Source organism: Streptomyces sp. NPDC030296, from assembly GCF_055572815.1.
In genome coordinates, this window is record NZ_JBVICQ010000004.1 from 93909 (window position 1) to 117687 (window position 23779).

General features: G+C 72.8%; 21 protein-coding genes and 1 pseudogene. 5 read left to right on the top strand and 17 right to left on the bottom strand.

The window, feature by feature from the left end; genetic code table 11:
• Positions 1 to 16 precede the first annotated feature (16 nt).
• From ACZ4Z3_RS12380 to ACZ4Z3_RS12400, 5 genes are all read right to left on the bottom strand, one after another.
• Positions 17 to 655 carry a hypothetical protein gene (locus tag ACZ4Z3_RS12380; protein WP_468500916.1) on the bottom strand — a complete coding sequence of 213 codons (639 nt, stop codon included), beginning with the start codon at positions 653 to 655 and terminating at the stop codon, positions 17 to 19.
• A 57-nt stretch (positions 656 to 712) separates the two neighbouring features.
• Positions 713 to 1312 (bottom strand): histidine phosphatase family protein, encoded by a 600-nt coding sequence (locus ACZ4Z3_RS12385; protein WP_468500917.1) that lies wholly within the window; start codon positions 1310 to 1312, stop codon positions 713 to 715.
• Between the two features lie 3 nt (positions 1313 to 1315).
• Positions 1316 to 1849 carry an HAD domain-containing protein gene (locus ACZ4Z3_RS12390; RefSeq protein WP_468500918.1) on the bottom strand — a complete coding sequence of 178 codons (534 nt, stop codon included), beginning with the start codon at positions 1847 to 1849 and terminating at the stop codon, positions 1316 to 1318.
• 69 nt (positions 1850 to 1918) lie between these two features.
• Complete coding sequence (locus ACZ4Z3_RS12395) at positions 1919 to 2086, bottom strand: hypothetical protein (RefSeq protein ID WP_468501462.1); 168 nt, start codon at positions 2084 to 2086, stop codon at positions 1919 to 1921.
• Positions 2087 to 2147: 61 nt separating this feature from the next.
• Positions 2148 to 3356, bottom strand: coding sequence for a pyridoxal phosphate-dependent aminotransferase (locus ACZ4Z3_RS12400; protein WP_468500919.1), 1209 nt, complete (start codon positions 3354 to 3356; stop codon positions 2148 to 2150).
• Positions 3357 to 3442: 86 nt separating this feature from the next.
• Between ACZ4Z3_RS12400 and ACZ4Z3_RS12405 the strand changes: the two genes are divergently transcribed.
• Positions 3443 to 4075: a winged helix-turn-helix transcriptional regulator gene (locus ACZ4Z3_RS12405; protein WP_468500920.1), complete on the top strand. Its 633-nt coding sequence runs from the start codon at positions 3443 to 3445 to the stop codon at positions 4073 to 4075.
• Between the two features lie 70 nt (positions 4076 to 4145).
• Here ACZ4Z3_RS12405 and ACZ4Z3_RS12410 read toward each other — a convergent pair whose 3' ends face one another.
• The 3 genes from ACZ4Z3_RS12410 to ACZ4Z3_RS12420 form a co-directional block, all read right to left on the bottom strand.
• Complete coding sequence (locus ACZ4Z3_RS12410) at positions 4146 to 4955, bottom strand: hypothetical protein (RefSeq protein WP_468500921.1); 810 nt, start codon at positions 4953 to 4955, stop codon at positions 4146 to 4148.
• Positions 4955 to 6223 (bottom strand): VWA domain-containing protein, encoded by a 1269-nt coding sequence (locus tag ACZ4Z3_RS12415; RefSeq protein WP_468500922.1) that lies wholly within the window; start codon positions 6221 to 6223, stop codon positions 4955 to 4957. Before ACZ4Z3_RS12415 ends, ACZ4Z3_RS12410 begins: the two co-directional genes overlap by 1 nt.
• Before the next feature lie 201 nt (positions 6224 to 6424).
• The gene (locus tag ACZ4Z3_RS12420; RefSeq protein WP_468500923.1) at positions 6425 to 7912 is read right to left on the bottom strand and encodes an IucA/IucC family protein; all 1488 of its coding nucleotides are present in this window, start codon (positions 7910 to 7912) and stop codon (positions 6425 to 6427) included.
• A gap of 179 nt (positions 7913 to 8091) precedes the next feature.
• Here ACZ4Z3_RS12420 and ACZ4Z3_RS12425 point away from each other — a divergent pair, with 179 nt between their 5' ends.
• Complete coding sequence (locus tag ACZ4Z3_RS12425; protein ID WP_468500924.1) at positions 8092 to 9672, top strand: IucA/IucC family protein; 1581 nt, start codon at positions 8092 to 8094, stop codon at positions 9670 to 9672.
• A gap of 110 nt (positions 9673 to 9782) precedes the next feature.
• Positions 9783 to 11915, top strand: coding sequence for a SpoIIE family protein phosphatase (locus tag ACZ4Z3_RS12430; RefSeq protein ID WP_468500925.1), 2133 nt, complete (start codon positions 9783 to 9785; stop codon positions 11913 to 11915).
• A 95-nt stretch (positions 11916 to 12010) separates the two neighbouring features.
• Here ACZ4Z3_RS12430 and ACZ4Z3_RS12435 read toward each other — a convergent pair whose 3' ends face one another.
• The 7 genes from ACZ4Z3_RS12435 to ACZ4Z3_RS12465 form a co-directional block, all read right to left on the bottom strand.
• The gene (locus ACZ4Z3_RS12435; RefSeq protein ID WP_468500926.1) at positions 12011 to 12292 is read right to left on the bottom strand and encodes a hypothetical protein; all 282 of its coding nucleotides are present in this window, start codon (positions 12290 to 12292) and stop codon (positions 12011 to 12013) included.
• A 114-nt stretch (positions 12293 to 12406) separates the two neighbouring features.
• Positions 12407 to 14746, bottom strand: a complete 2340-nt coding sequence (locus tag ACZ4Z3_RS12440) for a S9 family peptidase (RefSeq protein ID WP_468500927.1) — start codon at positions 14744 to 14746, stop codon at positions 12407 to 12409.
• Entirely contained in the window at positions 14719 to 16503 is a 1785-nt protein-coding gene (locus ACZ4Z3_RS12445; protein ID WP_468500928.1) for an N-acetylglutaminylglutamine amidotransferase, read from the bottom strand. The genes ACZ4Z3_RS12440 and ACZ4Z3_RS12445 overlap by 28 nt, the downstream gene beginning before the upstream one ends.
• A 225-nt stretch (positions 16504 to 16728) precedes the next feature.
• A complete protein-coding gene (locus ACZ4Z3_RS12450; RefSeq protein ID WP_468500929.1) occupies positions 16729 to 17919 on the bottom strand; it encodes a carboxylate-amine ligase in 1191 nt (396 codons plus the stop codon).
• Positions 17920 to 18098: 179 nt separating this feature from the next.
• Entirely contained in the window at positions 18099 to 18521 is a 423-nt protein-coding gene (locus ACZ4Z3_RS12455) for a hypothetical protein (protein ID WP_468500930.1), read from the bottom strand.
• Positions 18518 to 20230, bottom strand: a complete 1713-nt coding sequence (gene ctaD, locus ACZ4Z3_RS12460) for an aa3-type cytochrome oxidase subunit I (protein ID WP_468500931.1) — start codon at positions 20228 to 20230, stop codon at positions 18518 to 18520. Before ctaD ends, ACZ4Z3_RS12455 begins: the two co-directional genes overlap by 4 nt.
• Before the next feature lie 141 nt (positions 20231 to 20371).
• The gene (locus ACZ4Z3_RS12465; protein WP_468501463.1) at positions 20372 to 20626 is read right to left on the bottom strand and encodes a hypothetical protein; all 255 of its coding nucleotides are present in this window, start codon (positions 20624 to 20626) and stop codon (positions 20372 to 20374) included.
• Between the two features lie 51 nt (positions 20627 to 20677).
• Here ACZ4Z3_RS12465 and ACZ4Z3_RS12470 point away from each other — a divergent pair.
• Positions 20678 to 20872, top strand: a pseudogene (locus ACZ4Z3_RS12470) (DedA family protein); the annotation flags it as partial.
• A 175-nt stretch (positions 20873 to 21047) separates the two neighbouring features.
• Positions 21048 to 21695: a hypothetical protein gene (locus tag ACZ4Z3_RS12475; RefSeq protein WP_468500932.1), complete on the top strand. Its 648-nt coding sequence runs from the start codon at positions 21048 to 21050 to the stop codon at positions 21693 to 21695.
• 142 nt (positions 21696 to 21837) lie between these two features.
• On the opposite strand, the gene ACZ4Z3_RS12480 is transcribed toward ACZ4Z3_RS12475, so the two are convergent.
• Together ACZ4Z3_RS12480 and ACZ4Z3_RS12485 are read right to left on the bottom strand one after the other, a co-directional pair.
• Complete coding sequence (locus ACZ4Z3_RS12480; protein WP_468500933.1) at positions 21838 to 22884, bottom strand: ABC transporter substrate-binding protein; 1047 nt, start codon at positions 22882 to 22884, stop codon at positions 21838 to 21840.
• A 33-nt stretch (positions 22885 to 22917) separates the two neighbouring features.
• Entirely contained in the window at positions 22918 to 23742 is an 825-nt protein-coding gene (locus ACZ4Z3_RS12485) for an ABC transporter ATP-binding protein (protein WP_468501419.1), read from the bottom strand.
• Positions 23743 to 23779 lie beyond the last annotated feature (37 nt).

The following is a 23779-nucleotide window of genomic DNA, read 5'->3' on the forward strand; positions in this document are numbered from 1 at the left end:
TGCCGGCGCCTCCCGGTCACACCTTCCTGGGGGAGGCCAGCAGATACCGCTCCCGCGTCCGCGGGTCCGTGTGCTCGCTCGGCTGCCAGCCCGCCTGCCGCAGGGTCTCGGCGCAGCCGCGCAGCGCCGCCGTGTCCGGCTCGTGCACGGCGACGGCCTCCGGCTGCGGGGTGGTCCGCACCCGGTAGCCGCCGCGCTCCGCCTCCGGGCCCGCCGGGCGGTGGCCCGCCGCTTCGAGGGCGAGCGCGGCGGCCCGTACGAGATGCGCGCGCTCCCAGCCGCACGGGCGGTCGGTGGCGCCGCCCGGGTTCGTCATCCGGCGCAGTTCCAGCAGCCCCTGCCAGGCGCTGTGCACCTCACGGGCCCGCGCCGGTCCGTCCCCGGCGCTGTCCTCGCCGCCCACGCGGGCCGCGAACCCGCCCGACTCGGCGGGGGCGGCGCTCGGCGCCGGGGCCGCCGCCTCGGGCGGGCCGGCCTCCCTCACGCGGTGCCCCGCCGGGGTCAGGAAGTGATCGTGCGGCGGGCGCGGGTGGCGGAACGCCAGCCCTCGCTTCACCAGCGCCGCCAGCTGGGTCTCCGTACCCGTGAGGCGTCCGGTCACGGGCTCGGCGGCGTCGATGATCCGCCGCTGGACGGCGGTCGGCGGTCGGGTCACGACGACCTCCTTTCGCGGAGTGCTGTCACTCGGGGACGGCGTCAACCCACTCGAAGACTACGAGGAGGGTCTGACATTCCACGCCGCGAGCACCGGGCGGCCGTGCTCCGTGCCGAGCCGGCAGACCGTGCCCGTGGCGAGCTGGAACAGCGCCCCGGCGGACGCGGGCAGTCCGAGATACCGCGCGGTGAGGACGCGGAGGAAGTGGCCGTGCGCCACGAGCACCACACAGCCCTCCGTGTTGCCGAGCGCCGCGTGCGCCTTCGCCAGTATCCGGTCGGCGCGCGCCCCGACGTCCTCCGGGCCTTCCCCGGGGTGCTCGGGCGGTCCCGGCGCCACCCCGTCGGTGAACAGGAACCAGTCGGGCCGCGTCCGGTGGATCTCCTGGGTCGTCACCCCCTCGTACGCCCCGTAGTCCCACTCGGAGAGATCCGCGTCCACCCGCGCCCCGGTCAGCCCGGCCAGTTCCGCGGTCTGGCGGGCCCGCTTCATCGGACTGACGAACACGGCCCCGATCCGGTGCGAGGTCAGCAACGGCGCCAGCCCGCGCGCCTGTTCCCGCCCCCGGTCGGTCAGCGGAAGGTCCGTCCAGCTGGTGTGCTGCCCGGACAGCGACCACTCGGTCTCCCCGTGCCGCACCAGAAAAAGATCACCCATGTCTCACAGGCTACGAGCCCACCGCTCCAGTTCCTCGAACTCCGGCTCGCCGAGCCCCCGGCGGGGGTCGATCCGCAGCAGCAGGGCGGGTGTGTCGTGGTGCCGGGCGACATGGCGGACGTCGAGGTCGGTGATCATGTCGTCGACCCAGACGAAGGGCCGGCCGGCCGCCCACTCCAGGACCCGGCGGGTCTTCCAGTACAGGCCGTCGGGGTCGCGCGCGAACATGTCGGTGAACTCGATGACCGGCAGGTCGGCGGGGAGGCCGATCACCGGGCCGATCATCTCGTTCGCGTCGTGCATCCAGGTCGTCGCCCAGGCCAGGTCGTACGGCAGGGCGAGCAGGCGCTGCCCGTGCGCGGGGTTGAGGCGGATCCGCAGGCCCCGGCGGAGCCTGCGGGAGCCGGGCCTCTGGCGGGCGGACCAGACGGTGGGGTGCACCCGGCGGGTGACGTAGCCGCGCGGTCGCCACAGACGGGCGCCGAACGGGTTGAGGGGGCCGTCGACATCCAGGAGGAGGAGCGGTCGCTCAGTCATGGAGAGGGTCTACCCAGGTGTCCGGGGCGATCCGCAGGCGTCATCGACTGCTCTCGGTGCCGCAACTGATCATGCGTGGCCCTCGTGATCGACCCGGCCCAGCGGGAGGACGTGATCCCCCACCAGACGAAGAACCCGCTCGTCCTCCGCCGTCAGCTGCTTGAGCCGGTCACGGACCGCCACACCGGACGGGCCGACCGCGACGAACGGCGCCGCCAGCTCCCGCAGGCCACCCATCCCCGATCACCCGCCCCCCGCACCGGCCGAACCCTCACCGCTGTCAAACAGTGGTTCTCCGCTATTGCCGGTAGCCACTCAGGAACCGTCCGATACGGCTGATCGCCGCGTCCAGGTCGTCCGCGTGGGGCAGGGTGAGGATGCGGAAGTGGTCGGGGGTGGGCCAGTTGAAGCCCGTGCCCTGGACGACCTGGATCTTCTCGCGCAGCAGCAGGTCGAGGACGAACTTCTCGTCGTCGTGGATCTTGTGGACCTTGGGGTCGAGACGCGGGAACGCGTACAGCGCGCCCTTGGGCTTCACGCACGACACGCCGGGGATCTCGTTGAGCTTCTCCCACGCCACGTTCCGCTGCTCGTGCAGCCGCCCGCCCGGCGCGGTCAGGTCCCGGATGGACTGGCGGCCGCCGAGCGCGGCCTGGATGGCGTACTGGGCGGGGGCGTTGGCGCACAGCCGCATGGAGGCCAGCATCGTCAGGCCCTCCAGGTAATTGCGGGCGTGCTGCTTGGGGCCGGTGACGACCAGCCAACCGGAGCGGAATCCCGCCACGCGGTACGTCTTGGACAGGCCGCAGAAGGTGAGGACGACCAGGTCGGGGGCGAGCGCGGCGGCCGAGTGGTGCACGGCGTCGTCGTACAGGATCTGGTCGTAGATCTCGTCGGCGAACACCATCAGGCCGTGGCGGCGTGCGAGGTCGAGGATGCCCTCGATGATCTCCTTGGGGTAGACCGCGCCGGTGGGGTTGTTGGGGTTGATGATGACGACGGCCCTGGTGCGGTCGGTGATCTTCGACGCCATGTCGTCGAGGTCCGGGTACCAGTCGGCCTGCTCGTCGCACAGGTAGTGGACCGCCTTGCCGCCGGCGAGCGTCGTCACGGCGGTCCAGAGCGGGAAGTCGGGCGCGGGGACGAGGATCTCGTCGCCGTCCTCGATCAGCGCCTGCACGGCCATGGAGACCAGCTCGGAGACGCCGTTGCCGAGGAAGACGTCGTCGACGTCGACCTCCAGGCCGAGGGTCTGGTAGCGCTGGGCGACCGCGCGGCGGGCGGAGAGTACGCCGCGTGAGTCCGTGTAGCCATGGGCCCGTGGCAGCATCCGGATCATGTCCTGGAGGATCTCCTCCGGTGCCTCGAAGCCGAAGAGAGCGGGGTTGCCGGTGTTCAGGCGCAGCACGCTGTGGCCCGCCTCCTCCAGCGCGTTGGCGTGCTCGATCACGGGGCCGCGGATCTCGTAACAGACCTCGCTGAGCTTGCTCGACTGCCGGAACTCCATGCGCTCTCGCCCTCCGGTTCGTTGTGTTGCTTGGTTTTACCAAGTGGGTGCTTGGAAAGTCCAACGACATGTCTAGACTGCGTCGCATGTCACCTCGCCGAAGCTACGACCAGTACTGCTCCGCCGCCCGGGCGCTCGACCTCGTCGGTGACCGCTGGACCCTGCTGATCGTGCGCGAACTGCTCGCCGGGCCGCGCCGCTACACGGACCTGCACGCGGACCTGCCCGGCGTCAGCACGGACGTCCTCGCCTCACGGCTGAAGGACATGGAGCGTGACGGTCTGTCGACCCGGCGCCGACTGCCGCCGCCGGGGGCCGCGTACGTCTACGAACTCACCGGCCGCGGACGGGACCTGCTCCCGGTGCTGCAGGCGCTGGGGGAGTGGGGCGAGGGCGTGCTGGGGGAGCGCCGGCCGACGGACGCCGTACGGGCGCACTGGTCCGCCCTGCCGCTGCTGCGGAACCTCGACGGCTGCGCCGCCGGGCTCGTCGAAGTCCGCCTGGAGGAAGGGACGTTCCACCTGTGGACCGGCGCCGAGGACGGCCCGGTCTACGGCGACGGCCCCGCCCCGGGCGAGCCGGACGCCCGGCTCACCCTCGACGAGGAGACCTGCGAGGCGGTCCGCCGCGGCGAACTGTCCCTCAGGGACGCCGTACGGGCGGGCCGGGTCGAGGTGTCGGGGGAGGGGGCCCTGGCGAAGGAGTTGCGGGAGGGGTGAGGGCCGGTCCACGCCGAAGGCCCGCCGGACCCGGATGAATTCCAGGGTTCGGCGGGCCTTCACGGGGGTGTCAGGCGCCCGGCGGGGGCACCCTCGTCGGGCGGCCCGAGCCGCGGGTGAGGCAGTAGCCGCCGATGCCCGCGAGGGCGGCGAGTACCGCGCCGAGCGCGGTCCAGACCCAGCGGTCGCTCCACCAGCCCGACGCCCAGCCGTCGTCGGGTTCGAGGGAGGACAGGACGGCCTCGGCCGAGGAGTCCTCGTCGTCCTGCTTCGAGGTCACCGCTATGCCGGGGACGAGCGGCTGCGCCAGCGAGCCGTCGACCGCCGCCGCACCGCCGATGTCCTTCGACTCGGCCCGGACCTCGACCCCGACCGGCAGCCCGAGGTCGCCTGTGGCCAGCCGCGTCGTCGTCAGCCGGACGTAGTACGTGCCCGGCAGCGGGTCCTCGGACCACGGCTCCGACCAGGCGCGGACCGTGCGCAGCGTGCAGGACAGCTCCACGGAGGCCGCCCCCGCGTCGGCCGTGCGCGTCTGCGCCCCGTACTGGCAGGCCTGGCGGCGCCGCAGCCCGTCGTACACGTCGAGCTGCCACGTCGAGGCGGACTCGGCCGCCTCCGGCAGCTTCACCGTCGCTTTGACAGTGGGGCGCCCGCCGGCGTCCGCGGGGAACGACCAGTACAGGTAGTCGCCGGTCGAGGCGCTCGCCGTCGCGGTCTCCCCCTGCTCGAACTCCGCCGCCGTACGGAAGGAGGTGCCCGCCTCGGTGGGCGCGTCACCGTTCTCCGACGGGCTCGCGGAGGGAGAGGAGTCCGCGGCCGCCGGGGAGACGGCCAGGGCCAGCATCAGCAGGGCGGCGCCCCACACACGTGTGATCCGCATCAGTTGGTCCTCCAGACCGCGACCCGCCAGCGCGAGAGCCAGCCCCACAGCACACCCGCCAGGAACCCGACGAGCACCAGCACACCGAGCAGCCACCAGCCGCGGCCGAGACCGAACGACGCCACGTCCTTCGCCGGATCCGGACCCTCCACGACGTCGACGGTGATCTCCAGCGGCAGACCGGGCGTGGTCTTCACCCCGCCGGCGGCCGCGTACGAGTGGGTCACCTGGAGGCACACGGTCTCGGCGACGTCCTCGTCCTCCTCGTCCTCGGCCTCCGCCTTCGGATAGCGCAGACCCGTCGAGATGACGTCCGTACGGCCGGTGCCGGCCGCCTCGCCGCGCACGATCTCCCGGTTCTTGACGGTGACCGCGCGCAGCAACACCCCGTAGTGCGGGTTGACGTCACGGTCCGCCGCGACGCTCACCGAGGCCCGCAGCTCCTGGCCCGGCTTCACATCCACCCGGTACCAGCGCTGCTGGTTGAACTCCTCACGGTCGGTGAACAGCCCCGAGGTGAGCGTGGGCGCCCCGGCACACGCGTCGGCGCCCTCGACGGCCTTCGGGACGACCACCGGGTCGGCCGCGCGGTCCACCAACTGGTTGACCCGGTCGGTGAGTTCGTCCCGGTGCTCGATCGAGGTGTACGTGCCGCCGGTCGCCTCGGCGATGCAGCTGAGCTGGACGCGCATCTTGGCGTTCGGGACCAGGCCGAGCGTGTCGATGGTCAGGCCGATGCCCTTGGCGGCGATCTCGCGGGCCACCTCGCACGGGTCGAGCGGGGCGCAGGTGTCCTCGCCGTCGCTGATCAGGACGATGCGCTTGGTGCCCTCGCCGCCCTCCAGGTCGTCGGCCGCCTTCAGCAGCGCGGGGCCGATCGGGGTCCAGCCGGTCGGGGTGAGCGTGGCGACGGCCGTCTTCGCCTCGGTGCGGTCCAGCGGGCCCACCGGGTACAGCTGCGCGGTGTCCTTGCAGCCCGTCTTGCGGTCGTCGCCGGGGTAGTTGGCGCCCAGCGTACGGATGCCGAGCTGGACCTCCTCGGGCGTGGCGTCCAGGACCTCGTTGAACGCCTGCTTCGCCGCGGCCATCCGGGACTGCCCGTCGATGTCCTTCGCCCGCATCGAACCGCTGACGTCCAGCAGGAGGTTGACCTTCGGCGCGGTGGCCGTTACCTCGTCGGCGACGGCCGTCGACGGGACGGCGATCCCGGCCGTCAGGGCGGCGAGCAGGGCGAACACCCCTGCTGCCAGCCGTTGTCTTGTGATCATCGGCGGATCCTATTGATCAGGTGGCCCGCGCTTCAAAACGAGACCGCCCGTTCACCCGTCGGCCAACGGCACCCGCCGCGCGCCCCGAGGACGCGGAGAACCGCGGGTGTTCACCCCGGCCGCCGGGCCGGCGCCCGGCCGGGTGAGCAGCCCCCGACCGGACGGGGCGACAAGTTCCGCACGAGGACCGCCGGACGTGCCTCACCGCAGCGGAGTCGGCAGTTCCGCCCAGATGTCACCCGGCCGCTCCGGCGAAAGGCGCATCGTCGTCAACGCCTTCGTCGGTACCGGCCCCTGCGTCAACGTGGCCAGATCGGCGGTCGGCGGCATGTCCCGTACGGCCGCAGCGAGCGCCTCGCGCAGCACGGGCGTCGAACCCGCCGTCGCCCCGAGCGTGCCCGTGATCAGCGCGCCGAACAGCTTGCGCCGCAGGGTCGTCTCGTCGTCCGTGATGATGCGGCCGGTCATCGCGGGCGCCGCGACGCCGTGGCGGGCCAGCCGGGCCGGGCTCACCCTGATGTCCGCGAGGTCGCGGTAGACGAGCCGCACGGGGGCACCCGACGGCGAGAGCACCACCAGGAGGTTCTGGCCGTGTGCCTCCAGGGCCACCCCCAGGTCGAGCAGCCGGAGGCAGACCGTGAGCGCGAGTCGGCTGAAATCCGCCAGCCACGACGGCGACCCGGGCAGTCCGGTCGCCGCCAGCGCGGCCACGGGGACGACCCGCTCACCGGCGGCCGTGTCCGCGTACCTCTCCGGTGACTCCCGCAGCACCGCCGCCAGATCCGGGGACCCTGCGGTGACCGCGCCGAGCGTACGGGTCACGTGCAGCAGACCGTCCGTGCGGGAGGCGACCTCCGCCATGAAGTCCGACACGATCGCCGACGTCTCGATCGAGTAGACCGAGATGTCCCGCACGGAGGACGTCAGCCGGGCGCTCAACGCCGTCTTCACATGCGCCCCGCCGTCCGCGAGGGCGAGGGTGCGCAACGACATCAGCGGATGCGCCTCGACCACCTCGCCGAGAGGGCACTTGAGCACATGCGCCGCCTGCCACGGATGGACCGGCACCAGCACCCGACCGCCGTCCCGAAACCGCTCCGGCCACTCCCCGACCACCAGCGCCTCGTCCACGGGCGCCAGCCCCAGCCGCACGACCGGCCGGTGCTCGGGCCCGTACGCGAGCTGATCGGCGGCGGAGAACCCGGGCCGGGAACGGCAGTTGGGGTGGAAGGGATGCCCGTCGACCATCGACTGCTCCCACTCCCGGCTCGTCTCCGGCGCCCGGGCCACCGCCGGCCGTCCGGCCCGCGACAGCGCCAACGAGGCCGCACTGTGGTCGAGTTCGGCGGCGAAGGCGGCGCTGTGCGGCACCGCCAGCGCGCTCATCAGCCGCGCCGGACGGTCGTACGGCCGCCCGTCCAGCCACACCTGCTCGACCGGCGCGTCCGTGGCGTACGGGTCGACCGCCGGGCCGTGCAGCCGGCGGCCGTCCGTCATCAGGAGGGTCACGCCGTCGCCCCCGGCCCTCTCCCGGCGCGCCACCCAGGGCAGCGGCTCGTGGGTGAGGCCCCGCCACAGCCGGGCCAGCACGGCCGCCCGGGCGCCGGGGAGCGCCGCCGCGTACGGCAGCGCCAGATCGGGGCGTACGGCGCCCAGCTCGGCGCCGAGCGCCGCCTCGGCATCGGACATCGGGTGTGGGTCCACGGACGGGCTCCTAGGGTGCGGGAACGGTGACGGGCGGGTACGGGCACCGCGTCGACAACGGCGTACGGCCACTGCCCGCCCGTCTCCGCGGCGACGCGGGACGGCGGCGGGACACGCCACCACGGGCAGACATACTGATCACACATGCACCGTATGTGGAACGAATGGACCCCGTGGACGCCAACCCGCCCCGCGCCGACGTCGGCACCGCCGCCGACGCCCATGCCGCCGCGCCGCTGCTCAACTGCCTCCTGCGGGAGGCGGGGGAGCCCGTCGGACCCGGTGTGCACCGCCTCGCGGCGAGCGGCCGCCTCCTGCGCGTCCGGGGCACCCGCCGCCCCACCGACCCCGAGCTGCTCACCGACGGCACCCGGCGTCGGCTGACCCACGCCGAGCTCGTCGACCTCACCGCCGACGAACTCCAGCTCCGCACCGGCCTCGCCAACCCCGAGCTGCCCGCCGAGATGCTCGACAGCCGCGCGGCCGTGGCCGCCTTCCTCACGGCGCGCGCCCAGGCGACGCCACCGGGGGACCCGTACCGGCGGTCCGAGCAGTCGCTGATCACCGGGCACCCGTACCACCCCGCCCCCAAGGCGCGCGGCGGCGGTCCGGCCGCCGCCTGGCTGCCCTACGCGCCGGAGGCGTACGCCGGCTTCCCGCTGACGCTGCTCGGGATCCGCGAGGACACCGTCGTCGAGGAGGGCGACACCACCGCCCTCGACACCCTGGGCACGGCCCCGCCCGGCTACCGGCTCCTGCCCGCCCACCCCTGGCAACTCCACCTGGCGGGGAAGGAGTTGGCCGAGGCCTTCGCCGACGGCCGGCTGATACGGCTGGGGCACACGACGGGCGAGGTGTGGCCGACGGCCGCGATCCGCACGGTGTACGTATCCGGGAAGGCCCTGCGGGGGCACCCCGGCGGGGCCGGGGCGACGACCCCCGAGCCGGGCCCCTGCGACCCGGACCTCTTCCTCAAGTTCAGTCTGGACGTGCGGATCACCAACGACGTGCGGCGTCTGTGGCGGCACGACCTGCTCAAGCTGCGCCGCACCGACGCGGCGGCCCGCGCGGCCTTCGCCGCGCTGCCGGACGGCGCCTGGCTGAGCGACCGCGGCTACCGCACCGCCGCGTTCGCGTTCGAGGAGCTCGCGGTCCTGGTCCGCGACGGACTGGCCGGGCACCTGGCCCCCGGGACGACCGCCGTCCTCGGCGCCGCGCTCACCGAGGACACCGCGGCGTTCCCGGACAACCCGCTGGTCCGCACCGCCACCCCCGACACATGGTGGACGGCGTATCTGCGGGCGGTCGTGCCCCCGGCCCTCGGCGCGTTCCACCACCACGGCGTCGTCCTGGAGGCCCACCTCCAGAACACCCTCGTCGCCTGCGACACCGCCGGCACCCCCGTCCAGGTCCTCTACCGGGACGCCGAGGGCGTGAAGCTCCTGCCGGACGTGACCCGCGAGGCGGGCTGGGAGCGGCTGGTGTACTGCCTGTTCGTCAACAACGTCCTGGAGGTCGCGGCGGCCGTGGCCGAACACCACCCCGGAGTCGACGTGTGGGCCGCCGTACGCGGGGAATTGGCGCGGCACCGCGAGGTGCCCGGCGTCGAGGACCTCCTGCACGCGCCGACGCTGCCGGGCAAGACGAACCTGCTGCTGCGCTGGACGCGGGCCGACGGCGCGGACGCCCGCTACCTCCCGCTGCCCAACCCGTTCCGGCATGCCGACCGCTCCGGGGCGGCGTAACGTCCTGCGTGAGGGCACTCGGGTACTCCGGCCTGCCGTGCCGCACCCGAGGGGAGCCGGCGGCCCGTCCACGGCCGCCCGGCCGTGGCCCGCGACGCTGGAGGTGCCTCGTGACCGGCACGAGTGATCCGGCCACCGCCGCCGATGCGCTGGACGCCGCGTTCGCGGAGACCGTGCGGGGCATCGGCGCGTCCATCGGCGCCCTCTATCTGCTCGCACCGGACGAGGAACTGCTGCGCCTGCATCTGCTGTGCGGCGCGCCGGCCGAGTTCGCCGCACCCTGGACGCGCGTCCCGGTCGCCGCGCCGGCCCCCGTGGCGGTCGCCGCCCGCGAGGGCCGCCTGGTGTGGGTGGGCAGCCAGGAGGAGATGGCCCGCTCCTTCCCGCGCACCGCGATGGTCCTGCCGTACCCGCTGGCCCTGGCGGCCGCCCCGGTCACCGGCGCCCGGCGCTGGGGGACGCTGCTGCTGATGTGGCCGACCGGCCGCCCCCCGTACATGACGGGTCGCGAGCGGGGCCACATCGAGTCCCGGTGCCGACGTCTGGCCCGGCTGCTGGAGGAGGCGGAGGAGCGGGACGGCGCGCCGGTGCCCGCCGACCTCCCCCGTGTCGTCCCCGCCGGGGCCGGCCGCCCGTCCGCCAGTGAGGAGATGGCCCTGGCGGACTTCGTGGAGCGCCTGCCCGGCGGCAGCTGCGCCCTGGACCTGGAGGGCCGGTTCACCTACGTCAGCCGCGGCGCCGGCGAGCTGTTCGGCCGGGAACCCGAACAACTGCTGGGTACCCTGCCGTGGCAGGCGCTGCGCTGGCTCGACGAACCCCTCCACGAGGACCGCTACCGGGCCGCGGTGATCACACGGGAACCCGTGTCGTTCTCGGCGTGCCGACCGCCCGGCCAGTGGCTCGACTTCCACCTCTACCCCGACACCAGCGGCATCAGCGTCCGGGTCGTGCCGCGCGGCACCGCGCCCCCGCCCGTGCCGGGGCACCCCCGGTCCACGAGCACCGTGACGCCGTCCCGCGCGGGCCGGCTGTACCAGCTCACCCACCTGGCCGCCGCCCTCACCGAGGTCGTCGGTGTGCAGGACGTCGTCGACGTGGTCGCCGACCAGATCATGCCCGCCTTCGGCGCCCACGGGCTCGTGCTGTCCGCCGCCGAGGCCGGGAAGCTGCGCATCATCGGCTACCGGGGCTATCCCCCCGAGGCCATCTCCCGTCTCGACGGCCTCCCCCTCGACACCGCGTTCACCCCGGCCGGGCGCGCCCTGAGCAGCGGGGTCCCCGCGTTCTACAGCGAACCCGCGGAGATGGAGCGCCTCTACCCCGAGGCGCCCGTCGCCAGCGGAAAGCAGGCCTGGGCGTTCCTGCCGCTGATCATCACCGGCCGTCTGGTGGGCATCTGCGTCCTCTCCTACGACAGTCCCCACGAGTTCGAGGCAGAGGAGCGGGCCGTGATGACGTCGCTCGCCGGGCTCATCGCCCAGGCCCTCGACCGCGCCCGCCTCTACGACACCAAGCTCGAACTCGCCCACGGCCTCCAGCAGGCGCTGCTCCCGCGCACCCTGCCCACGGTCCCCGGTCTGCGCATCGCCGCCCGCTATCTGCCCGCCACCCGCGGCATGGAGATCGGGGGGGACTTCTACGACCTGATCCGGTTCGGCGACACCGCCGTCGCGGCCGTCATCGGCGACGTCCAGGGCCACAACGTGGCCGCCGCCGCGCTCATGGGCCAGGTCCGCACCGGCGTCTACGCCCACGCCACCCTCGGCACACCCCCCGGCGAGGTGCTCGCCCGGACCAACCGGCTCCTCACCGACCTCGCCCCAGACCTGTTCACCAGCTGCCTCTACGCCCACCTCGACCTCGGCGACGGCCGGGTGACCCTCGCCAGCGCCGGACACCCGCCGCCCCTGCTACGCCTGCCCGACGGCGACACCCGGCCCCTCGCGGTCCCGCCCGGACCCCTCCTCGGCATCGACCCGGATGCCGTCTACCCGGTGACGGAGATGCCGCTCACCCCGGGGATGACGCTCGCCTTCTACACCGACGGTCTCGTGGAGAGACCCGGCGTCGACCTGGACGACTGCATCGCCCGCCTCGCAGGGCACCTCGCGCGCGCCGACACCCGGGACCTGGACGTGCTCATCGACGAGCTGGTCGAGAAGGCCGGCCCGGCAGGTCGGCGCACGGACGACATCGCGCTGCTCCTGCTGCACCACGGAGGACAGCACGGAAACAGCGGTTGACACCACAGGGAACCCTGCGGTGTCAGAGAATCCGGTGCGCCTCCGGTGCGCCTGTACGCCGGTGGGCGCCGGTCCGCTTCGAGGGAGCCCGCGCGTCAGCCGACCTTCTGCTCGCGCTGGTCACGCAGTTCGTGGACGGTGGCGGTCAGGGTGCCGTCCTGCTGCTCGTAGTGCGACAGGGCGAGGCCGAGGCCGAAGAAGGTGGGCGCCCACTCGCCGACGAACAGGCCCCAGCGGTCCGCGCGGGCCAGCCCGGTGCCGGGCTCCATCTTGAGTGACCCCGCCCAGGCGACGACGGTCAGGCCGATGGACGCCATGGCGGCGATGTAGGCGTGCTCACTGCGGATTCCCATGTCGTGCATCTTCTTGATGACCATGATCGACTCCTCGTGGGTGGGGGATGTCCGCTCGGCGGGCGAGTGCCCGTGACCGGGACACCTATGCGTCGATTGACCGTAAATGCCCGTTATTTGCCATTCAAAAAGCGGCGGTCAGTCCGCGACATGGCGTTCGATCCAGTCGGCCGCGGTGCGGCGGAAGACCCGCCGGCTGTCCGCGCGCAGGAAGTCGTGGCCCTCGTTGCGCAACAGCAGCAACTCGGCCTCCAGACCCCGCTCGCGGGCCGCGCGCACGAACTGCTCGGACTCACCGAGCGGCACGTTCGTGTCGTGCTCGCCGTGGACGGTGAGCACCGGTACCCGCAGCGCGTCGATCCGGGTCATCGGGGACAGCGAGTGCAGCAACTCCCGGTCGCGTTCCGGATGGCCGTACTTGTGCGCGGCCGACTCCGCGATCCACGGCTCGGTCCCGGCGTAGAACGTCGCGAAGTCGGACATGCCGCACGCCGCGACACCCGTGCGGAACAACTCCGGGTGCCACACGAGCGAGGCCATCACCAGATAGCCGCCGTACGAGCGGCCCATGACGGCCAGCCGCCGCGGATCGGCGAGCCCCGCCTCCACGATGTGCGCCGCGCAGTCGGCGACGTCCTCGATCGCGGCGAACCGCCCCGTGCCGAGATCGGCGTCGACGAACGACCGGCCGTGCCCGGAGGAACCGCGCACGTCCGGCGCGAAGATGTCGAGCCCCCGGCCCGACAGCTCGTGGTACAGCGGGTTGAACACGGGCCGTTCCTGCTCCTCGGGACCGCCGTGCAGATGGATCACACACGGCGCCGGCTGCCCCGGGGCCCGGCCCGGCGCCCGGTAGTACCAGCCGCTCAGCGGCAGCCCGTCCCGCGCGACCGGCCGCAGGGGCACGGGACGCACGGGCGAGCGGCCCGGTGGTACGGCGTCCTCGTCGCGCGAGGACCACGTGGTGCGCCGTGGGGCGCCCTCGGAGAGCCACCACATCCCGGGCCGCCGCTGCGACCCGGACAGCGCCAGCACCAGCTCCGAACCCCCGCCGGCCCGCGCCATCCGCGTCACCACCTCGTGCGGCAGCGACACGGACCGCCGCACCCCCACCGAGGCGATGCCCGCGGCGCCCGAGACGGTGGTGACCTCCAGCTCGGTGGCCCCCCGCACGTTCCACGCCAGGGCCGCCGTGGACCCGTCGCGGCCGAACGCCAGCAGTTCCAGACCGCACCCCTCGCGCTCCGCAGTGACGGTGATGCCCTGCTGCTCGCCCCCGGGCGCCAGCCGTACGGCGAACAGCGCGGCGAACTCGCGGGCCGCGTCGCTGCGCAGCCACAGCGTCGTGGCGTCGGGGGAGAACCGGCCGATCCACGGGTCACCGTCCGCGACCGGCAGCGCGAACGTGGTCCGCAGGTCGGAGGTGCGCACGACGAGGGCCTCGCGGCGGCCGCGGGGGCCTCGGCGCACCAGGGCGAGCCGTCCGTCCCGGCTGAGGTCGCACACCCGCAGCGTGGCGGCGCCGCGTTCCACCGCCAGCAACGCGGGTGCCGCCGCGCCCGTGGGGTCGACGAGGTAGGCGGCGAGGCCACCCGCGGCCTCCTGGTCGCTCTCCTGGTCGTGGTCGCGGGCGGTCCCCCCCTCGCGTTCCGCGAGATGGGCGGCCGGCCCGGCGTCGCCGTAGCGCGGGCCGCCCAGCAGCACGGCCCGGCCGTCCCGCACGGCCCAGCCCGGCGGACGGGCCGGCGTGTACGTGTGCGGGTCGGCGAGGCCCGGCTCCGCGCGGGCGGGCGACTCGTCCGTGTCGCCCCCGGCCGGCAGGAGCACCGGCTCGGCGACGGTGACGGCGACCGCCGACCCGTCGTGCTGCCAGCAGCCGAGGTACGCCGAGCTGCCGGGCTCGGCACCGGCGAGGACGCGCCGCCCGGTGCCGTCGGGCCGTACGCACAGTACCCGGGTGTGCTCGCCGCCTCCGGGGGCGGTGGTGTAGGCGATCCAGCGGCCGTCCGGCGACCAGGCCACCTCCTTGACCGGGTGGGGATCGGAGTCCAGCAGATGGACCTCGTCCCCGTCGACGGGCCCGGTCCACAGCTGCGGCACCCCGCCCCGGTCGCAGATGAACGCGACCTGTCTGCCGCTGGGGTCGACGGAGGGGTACCAGCAGCCGTGGGACCGCAGCGGCTGGGGCGTGTCCCGTGTTCCGGCGGTCTCCGGCAGCGGCACCGGTACGGGGGCCGTCGACGCCGGGGGCGCCAGGGCGGTCGCCCCGGACCACGCGGCGGCCGGGGCGACCCCGACCGCGGCCGGGGGCGCGGTGCCGTGGTCCAGGGGCAGCCACGGCACCCCGTCGACGACGTCCTCACCGGCCTGGACGCCGAAGGGGGGCGCTGCCGGCGGGTCCGACGGGGCTGCCGTGGCCGGGCGCGGGGATCGGCTCCCCTGCACCCCGGTCAGCTGATTCCGTGCGTTTGCAGCCATATCTCCAGCAAAGCTACCTGCCACAGGGCGTTCGCCCCACGCCTGGTGCGGTGCTCGTCCGGCGCCGACAGCAGCTTGGCCACGTACGCGTCCTCGAAGACACCGCGCGACGTGGCCTCGGGAGCCGTCAGGGCCTCGGTCACCCGGTCGAGTACCGGACCCGCCATGTGCATGATGGCGGGGACCGGAAAGTAGCCCTTGGGCCGGTCGACGACCTCCGTGGGCAGGACCTTCCGGCCGGCGGCCTTGAGGACTCCCTTGCCCCCGTCGGCGAGCTTCAGCTCCGGCGGGCAGAGGGCGGCCAGCTCCACGAGTTCGTGGTCGAGGAACGGCACCCGTGCCTCCAGCCCCCAGTCCATCGTCATGTTGTCGACCCGCTTGACCGGGTCGTCGACCAGCATCACCTCGGCGTCCAGCCGCAGCGCCGCGTCGAGGGCGGTCTCGGCGCCCGGGCGGGCCATGTGCTCCCGTACGAAGCGGCCGGACACGTCGTGGTCGGGCAGCATGTGCGGCCGGACGATCCCGGTGAGGTCGCCGTGCGAGCGGTCGAAGTACGTCTCCACGTACGCCTCGGGGGCCCGCTCCCTGGGGACGGCGGCCATGTCCGGGTACCAGTGGTAGCCGGCGAAGACCTCGTCGGCGCCCTGGCCGCTCTGGACGACCTTGACCTCCTTCGCCACCTGCTCGGACAGCAGATGGAAGGCGACCACGTCATGGCTGATCATCGGCTCGCTCATCGCCTCGACCGCCGCGTCCAGCGCCGTCGACACCCGGTCGGAGGGCACCATCAGCTGGTGGTGGTCCGTGCCGAAGTGCCGGGCGACCAGATCGGAGTAGTGGAACTCGTCGCCCTCGACACCGCCCTCCGACTCGAACCCCACGCTGAACGTCGCGAGGTCGGTCTGCCCCTCGTCGGCCAGCAGCGCCACGATCAGACTGGAGTCCAGGCCGCCCGACAGCAGGACGCCCACGGGCACGTCGGCGACCATGCGGCGGCGTACGGCGGTGCGCAGCGCGTCGAGCACCGCGTCACGCCAGTCGTCCGCGCCGAGCCCCGCGTGCTCCGGCACGCGGCTGTACGACGGCTGCCAGTAGCGGATGTCCCGCTCACGGCCGTCGGGCTCCACGACCCGCACGGTGGCGGCGGGCAGCTTCCGCACCCCGTTCAGGACGGTGCGGGGCGCGGCCACCGTGGCGTGCCAGCTCATGTACTGGTGCAGCGCGACGGGGTCGAGGGAGGTGTCGACGCCGCCGCCCGCCAGCAGGGCCGGCAGCGAGGAGGCGAAGCGCAGCCGCCCCGGCGACCGGGCCAGGTACAGCGGCTTGATGCCGAGCCGGTCCCGGCCGAGGACGACCCGCCCGGTGTCCTGGTCGACGATGACGAAGGCGAACATGCCGTAGAAGTGGTCGACGCAGTCGGTGCCCCACTGCTGGTACGCCTTGAGCACGACCTCGGTGTCGGAGTCGGAGAAGAAGCGGTGGCCGAGTCCGCGGAGTTCCTCTCGGAGTTCCTTGTAGTTGTAGACGCAGCCGTTGAAGACACCGGTGATCCGGCCGGCGGAGTCGGCCATCGGCTGAGCCCCGCACTCGGACAGGTCGATGATCTTCAGCCGTCGGTGGCCCAGGGCGACGGCGCCCTGCGACCACACACCCCTGCCGTCCGGTCCACGGGCGGCCAGCCGGTCGGTCATGCGTTCCACGGCCGCCAGGTCCGGCCGTCCGCCGTCGAAACGGATCTCTCCGCTGAGACCGCACATCAGGCCGCACCCCCTCGCGGAGTGACGCCGGTCGTGCCCGGCGACGAGTGGGCGCCCGGCGGGCACCACCCGGTCTGATCGTTGTCGGTCCTGCTGGTGGGCATGTCGAACTCTCCTTGATCGAGGCGGCACCGGCGCCGAGGAGCGGACCACGACCGCTCCTGGTGGGGGCGCCCCTGTCGTGGGGCGCTGACCGGTGACCGTCTTTCCGCATGGCTGTGCGGTTCAGCCCCCGATGGCTTCCACTGGGCCCGATGCCACGGGCCCCCGCACCGTCGTCGTCGCGGCCGCCGCGACGGGCCGCCGCACCGGGGCGGGCGCGGGGCGCGCGCTTCGGTCGCCCCGGGTCTCGGCGACGACCGTGTCCACGGCGGCGCGCAGGCCGTGGACCTCGGCGATCCGGCGCAGCCGGTGGGCGGCGCTGCCCCGGGCGAGGGTCTCCGTCATGAGCAGGCGCACCGTGTCCCAGTCGCCGCAGGCCTCCAGGGCCGGGCGCAGCCGCCGGAGCATGCCGCGCAGGACGACGGGGGCGGGCGCGGCCAGCCGGGTGTCCGGATCGACCAGGGGGCCCTCCAGCCCCGTCCGGGCCGCCCGCCACGCCGCGGCCCGGAGCCACTCGTGCCGGCCGTCGCAGATCTGGTCCCCCCGCTCCAGGCGGAGCCGCGCGTCCTCGACGAGGGCCCGGAACAGCCCGGCGACGAGGACGACCGTCTCGGTGCGCGGGCAGGCGTCGCAGATCCGCAGTTCCAGGGTCCGCTGGTGGTCGGAGGGCCGCAGGTCGTAGTAGATCATTCCCGGGTCGCTGATCGCTCCGCCGCGGATCATGTCCGCGACGGCGGCGTCGTAGTCGGCGGCCGAGGGGAAGCAGCCGACCGGCCCGGCGGTGGGCCAGCGCTGCCACAGCATGGTGCGCCAGCTGGCATACCCGGTGTCGGCGCCCATCCAGAACGGGGAGCTGGCGGAGAGCGCCAGCAGCGGGGGCAGCCAGGGCGAGACGGCGCACATGATCCGGACGGCCGTGTCGCGGTCGGGTATGTCGACGTGGACCTGGGCGCTGCACACGAGGTGCTCGTCGGAGACCCGCCGGTACTCCTCGGCCATGGTCCGGTACCGGGGGTCCGGGGTGGGGTCACCCGGCGTCAGCCGCGCGAACGGCACGGTGCCTGCGGCGGCGACGGCCAGCCCCAGAGGGGAGGCCGCCGCGTCCAGCCGTCGCCGGGCCTCGGCCAGGTCGGCGCGCAGGGCCTCCAGCGAGGTGTGCACCCGGCTGTTCCACTCGACGGCCGACCGTTGGAGCTCCGGCTTGAAGCCAGGTCTGCGCAGACGACCGAGAACCGCGTCCGCCCCCGGGACGAGTCGCCCGCTCTCCAGGTCCAGCACATGGAACTCTTCCTCGACGCCTACCTGAACGGTCACGATCTCTCCCTCGTCCGTTCCCGAGATCGCCCGCCGGGCAGGAGACCCGCGGCGACCGTTGCGCCATGCGAGTTCCCGGCAAAAGCATAAATAAGCCTCAAGATCTTGCACGTCTGTCGTGTGCGCTGTGCACATGAGCGGGCGCGGCGGGGATTCGTACGGCCCCAGGACCGGCTCCGTCAGCGGAAGGAGACAGACGCGAGCGCCCCGAGTCCGGTGGCGCAGACGAGGAGGGCGCACGCGCAGGCGGCGTGGCGTCTGAGGAGTGAGCGCCGGAGGGTGGCGTACACGGTCTCGTACTCCTCCCGCAGCTGCCCGGCCCGCTCCACGGTGAGCAGCAGCATGTGGCGGGTGAGCTCCATGCGCCGGTGGAGGTAGTGGTCGGTGACGTCCTCCGCCTGGGCGGTGGTCAGCCACGGCATCCGGGCGCACAGGTCCTCCGCCTCGCGCCGGGCCTGCTCGCGGTGGGTGCGGGCGAGGAGGTACCCCTCGACCGTCGCCGCCGACCCGCCGTCGTACCCGGTGTCGTCTCCCCTGACGCCCCCGCTGTCGTACCCGCCCTCGAACCCGCCGTGCGGCGGTGTCCGCCGCTCGCGCCTCACCGCGGCTCGCCCTTGTGGCTCTCGGCGTCGACGGCGTCCCGCCTGCCCTCGTTCGCCCGCTGCTCGATCTGCGCGAGCCGCGGGTGGTGCAGGTCGAAGGCGGGGGACTCGGAGCGGATCCGGGGCAGGGTGACGAAGTTGTGCCGCGGGGGCGGGCAGGAGGTCGCCCATTCCAGGGAGCGGCCGTAGCCCCAGGGGTCGTCGACCTCGACCTTCTTGCCGATCTTGGCGGTCTTCCAGACGTTGTAGAGGAACGGCAGGGTCGACAGGCCCAGCAGGAAGGAGCCGATGGAGGAGAGGGTGTTGAGGGCCGTGAAGCCGTCGGCGGCGAGGTAGTCGGCGTACCGGCGGGGCATGCCCTCGGCGCCCAGCCAGTGCTGGACGAGGAAAGTGGTGTGGAAGCCCACGAAGAGGGTCCAGAAGTGGATCTTTTCCAGCCGGTGGTCGAGCATGGTGCCGGTCATCTTCGGCCACCAGAAACTGAAGCCGCCGAACATCGCGAAGACGATCGTGCCGAAGAGCACGTAGTGGAAGTGCGCCACGACGAAGTAGCTGTCGGTGACGTGGAAGTCCAGCGGGGGCGAGCCGAGGATCACGCCGGTCAGACCGCCGAAGAGGAACGTGACCAGGAAGCCCGCCGCCCACAGCATCGGTGGTTCGAACGACAGCGAGCCCTTCCACATCGTGCCGATCCAGTTGAAGAACTTCACTCCCGTGGGGACGGCGATCAGATACGTCATGAAGGAGAAGAACGGCAGCAGCACCGCCCCCGTCGCGAACATGTGGTGCGCCCACACGGTCACCGACAGGCCGGTGATGGCGATGGTGGCGCCGACCAGGCCCATGTACCCGAAGATCGGCTTGCGGGCGAAGACCGGGATGATCTCGGTGATCACCCCGAAGAACGGCAGCGCCAGGATGTAGACCTCGGGATGGCCGAAGAACCAGAACAGGTGCTGCCAGAGGAGCGCCCCACCGTTCTCGGGATCGAACACCTGCGCGCCGAACTTGCGGTCCGCCTCCAGTACCAGCAGCGCGGCGGCCAGCACCGGGAAGGCCAACAGCACCAGAACCGACGTCAGCAGGACGTTCCAGGTGAAGATCGGCATCCGGAACATCGTCATGCCGGGGGCGCGCATGCAGATGATGGTCGTGATGAAGTTGACCGCGCCGAGGATCGTCCCGAACCCGGACAGCGCCAGCCCCATGACCCACATGTCCCCGCCGACGTACGGGGTTCGCTCGCCGCCGCTGAGCGGGGTGTAGGCGGTCCAGCCGAAGTCGGCGGTGCCGTTGGTGGTGAAGACACCGCTGATGACGATCAGGCCGCCGAGGAGGAACAGCCAGTACGAGAGCATGTTCAGCCGCGGGAACGCCACGTCGGGCGCGCCGATCTGGAGCGGCATCACCGCATTGGCGAAACCGGCGAACGTGGGCGTCGCGAACAGCAGCAGCATCACCGTGCCGTGCAGGGTGAACGCCTGGTTGTACTGCTCGGCGGAGAGGATCTGCAACCCGGGCCGGGCCAGCTCCGCGCGGATCGCCATCGCGAGCACCCCGCCGATCAGGAAGAACCCGAACGACGTGATCAGATACAGGTGCCCGATCTTCTTGTGATCGGTGGTGGTCAGCCAGGAGACGATCACCTGTCCCCTGCTGCGGCGCTCCACCGCGGGGACCGGGGCGACCGGTTCGGTGTGTGTGGCCATCGGATCCCTCAATCGGCGGTCGGGGGGGCTTCGGGGGCGGCGGGACAGGCCCCTGCGAAGGCCGGTCGTTGTCACTCCGCGCGTAACCGGCCCAGCGGAAAGTAGTCGTGCCGTTCCGCACCCGCGCCCCCGAAAGGCCCGTCAACGGGCCAAATGGCCGAATGATCCATCCCTTCGGGTGGATTCCGCCGCGACCGCCCGCGGGGGCACTTCGCCGGATCGCGGCGACTGCCCGGACCGACGCCCCCGGATCGTGGCGGTGGCGGTGATGGCGAGGCCCAGACCGTTGCCGCCGCGGGTGCGGGAGCGGGTGCGGGTGCGGGTGCGGGTACGGGAGCGGGCCTCGTCGACCCGGTAGAACCGGTCGAAGACGTTCGGGGCCGCCTCCAGCGGCACGCCGGGTCAGGGCACCATGAGCCTGGTCACCGCCCTGTTCTGGACCACCCTCGGCTCCCGTCGGACTTCGACCGCACCGAACGCTGGTTCCTCCGGCACGGAACGAAGGCGGTCTTCTACGGCCGGATGGTGCCCCTGTTGTTACGCAGCCTCGTCTCCCTGCCGGCCGGCGTCGAGCGGATGCGGATGGCGCAGTTCCTTTCTCTGACCGCCCTCGGCAGCCTGATCTGGAACTCCGGCTTCGTCACACTGACCGCGTCGTGTTCGTGGCGGTCCGGCTGCGCGAACGGAGGCGGGGCGCCCCGTAGGCGCGAGCGGCGTCCGGCCGCCGCTCGCACACCGTGCGGCCCATGAGAGTCTGACCCCTGATCAGGATCGATGAGAGCGATGCCGATCATCGTGTCGAACACGGGGGCGAGCCATGACCATCCAGCGGCCGGGACTGCCCGGCGACCTTCCGCCGGCCGAGGTGCTGTGGGCGCGCTGGTCGCTCGTCGCCGTGCTGGAGGCCACCACGGCGGACGAGCGGGAGGGCCATCACCGCACGGGGACCTGGGTGGACGACGAGGGACTCCACCTCGACGACTCCGGCTGCACCTGGTGGACCCTCGAACAGCGGGGCGAGGGGCGGTACGTGCTCTTCGGCGAGGACGAGTCGAGCGGGATCAAGTGGCACGAACCGCCGGTCGACATGCTCGCCGGCGCCCCCGACTGGCTCCCGCACGAGTCGCTCCGGGACCTGCTGAAGGGCTGGCAGCTCGGCTGCGTCTACTGGTACGAGAACGGCACCTGGGCACGTGCCCCGTACCCGGCGACCCTGCACGACGACGGACTCGACTGCGGCATGAGCCGCTTCGTCGACCGGAAGGACGTGCTGAGGACGATCGCCGACGAGGACCACGGCGCCATGCCGGCCCACGACGCCGAGACCCTGCTGACCCACGCCGAGACCCACCGGCTCACCCCCGACCTGCTGATGTCCCTCGTCAACGAACCCGACTGGCGCGAGCTGGACCGACCCGCCATGACCAGGGCACTGGAGCGCGCCGGTCTTGATCGGACACCGTAGCGATCACCCAGGCTGCTTCGTCACCGTCGACGATGGTCTGCGCGCCGTGCCGGCGAACCCCATGCGGTGAGTTCGAGGCCGTGCGACGAGACTCGATCTTCTCCGCCGAGAACGCCCTGGCCCCCACGCCGTGCGTCGACCGCTACTCGGAGAGGTGACTCTCCAGGTCGCCGAGCACCTCGTCGGCGGCGGTCACACCGAGGCCGAGGTACCACGTCTCGTCCGGGACGTCGTGGGCGTGGCCCGCCTTGACGGCGGAGAGGTTCTTCCACAGCGGGTTGCCCTGGGCCTTGGACTTGTCCGTGGCCTTCGGGTCGCCGTACACGCCGGTGAAGATGTAGTCCGCGTCGGCCTGGTCGATGTTCTCGGCGCTGATCTCGGCGGCGAGGTCCTCGATGTCCTGGTTCTTCGGGCGGGGCACGCCGACGTCCTTGAGGATGGTGCCGATGAACGAGGCGTTGGCGTAGAGGCGGACGACGCCGTCCGGCATGTAACGGACCATCGAGACCGTCGGCTTGTCGACACCGAGCCTCTTGCCCAGCGCGTCGGCCTTCGCCTCGTACGACGCCAGTTTGTCCTTCGCCTCGGCCGTCTTGTCGAGGGCCGCCGCGTTGAGGAGGTAGTTCTCCTTCCAGGTGAAGCCGGGGCGGACGGAGAACACGGTCGGCGCGATCTTGGACAGCTCGTCGTACTTGTCGGCGGCGCGCAGTTGGCTGCCGAGGATCAGGTCGGGCTTCAGCGCGGCGATCGCCTCCAGGTTGAGGCTGTTGATGGTGCCCACGTTCTTCGGGTTGCCCGCGTCCTTCTTCAGGTACGACGGCAGCTCGGGGGAGCCCTCGGTGGGGGCGAGGCCGACGGGCTTGACGCCCAGCGAAACAACGTTGTCGAGCTCACCGACGTCGAGGACGACCACGCGCTTCGGCTGGGTCTCGATCTTCGTCTCGCCCATGGCGTGCTCGACGGTGCGCGGCCATTCGCCGGCCTTGGCGTCGGTGCCCATCGCGGCTGTCTTCCTCGCCGCGTCCGCGAAGTCCTTGCCGCCCTTGGCAACGTCCTTCTTCCCGGCGGCCCCCTTGGAGGGCCCGGCGCCCGACCTCTCGCCGCCGGAGGAACCCCCGCACGCGGTCAGGGTCAGCGCGGAGGCGAGGGCGAGGGCTGCGGCGGCGGTGCCGCGGCGGCGGAGGTACATGGGAGAGCTCCCGTCGTTGAACTTAGGTCTCCCTTACTTTATGGGTTGTCTGTGGGCCGGGAGCCCGCGGGGCGTGTGCTTTCGGACACCGGGCGGGCCCGGCACCACGAGCGGACCACCCGTCACGGGGTCCGGTACGACGACCGAGGCGAGGCCGAAGACCTCCTGGACGAGGTCGGCCGTGACGGTGTCGGCGGGCGGGCCCTGCGCCACGATCCGGCCCGCCCGCATGGCGATCAGATGGTCGGCGTAGCGGGCGGCCTGGTTGAGGTCGTGCAGCACCGCGACCACCGTACGGCTGCGCTCCTTGTTCAACTGCCGTACGAGGTCGAGGACTTCGACCTGGTGGGCGATGTCGAGGTAGGTGGTCGGCTCGTCGAGCAGCAGCAGGTCGGTGTCCTGGGCGAGGGCCATGGCGATCCACACGCGCTGGCGCTGACCGCCGGACAGTTCGTCGACCGGACGCTCGGCGAGGTCCGTGGTGCCCGTGCGTTCCATGGCGTGGGCGACGGCCGCCTCGTCGGAGTCGGACCACTGCCTCCACCACTTCTGGTGCGGCTGCCGTCCCCGCGAGACCAGGTCGGCGACCGTGATCCCCTCCGGCGGCATCGGCGTCTGCGGCAGCAGCCCTATCACCTGGGCGATCCGCCGGGTGGGTACCTGCGCCAGTTCGGCGCCGTCGAGCAGCACGGCGCCCCGACGCGGTTTCAGCAGCCGGCCGAGGGCCCGCAACAGCGTCGACTTGCCGCACGCGTTCGGCCCGACGATGACCGTGACCTTCCCGTCCGGCACCTCCAGGTCCAGATCCTCGACGACCGTACGGTCCTCGTAGGCGAGGGTGAGTCCGCGGGCGGCCAACCGGTTGCCGACGGGGCCTTGAGCGGGAACGGCGTCC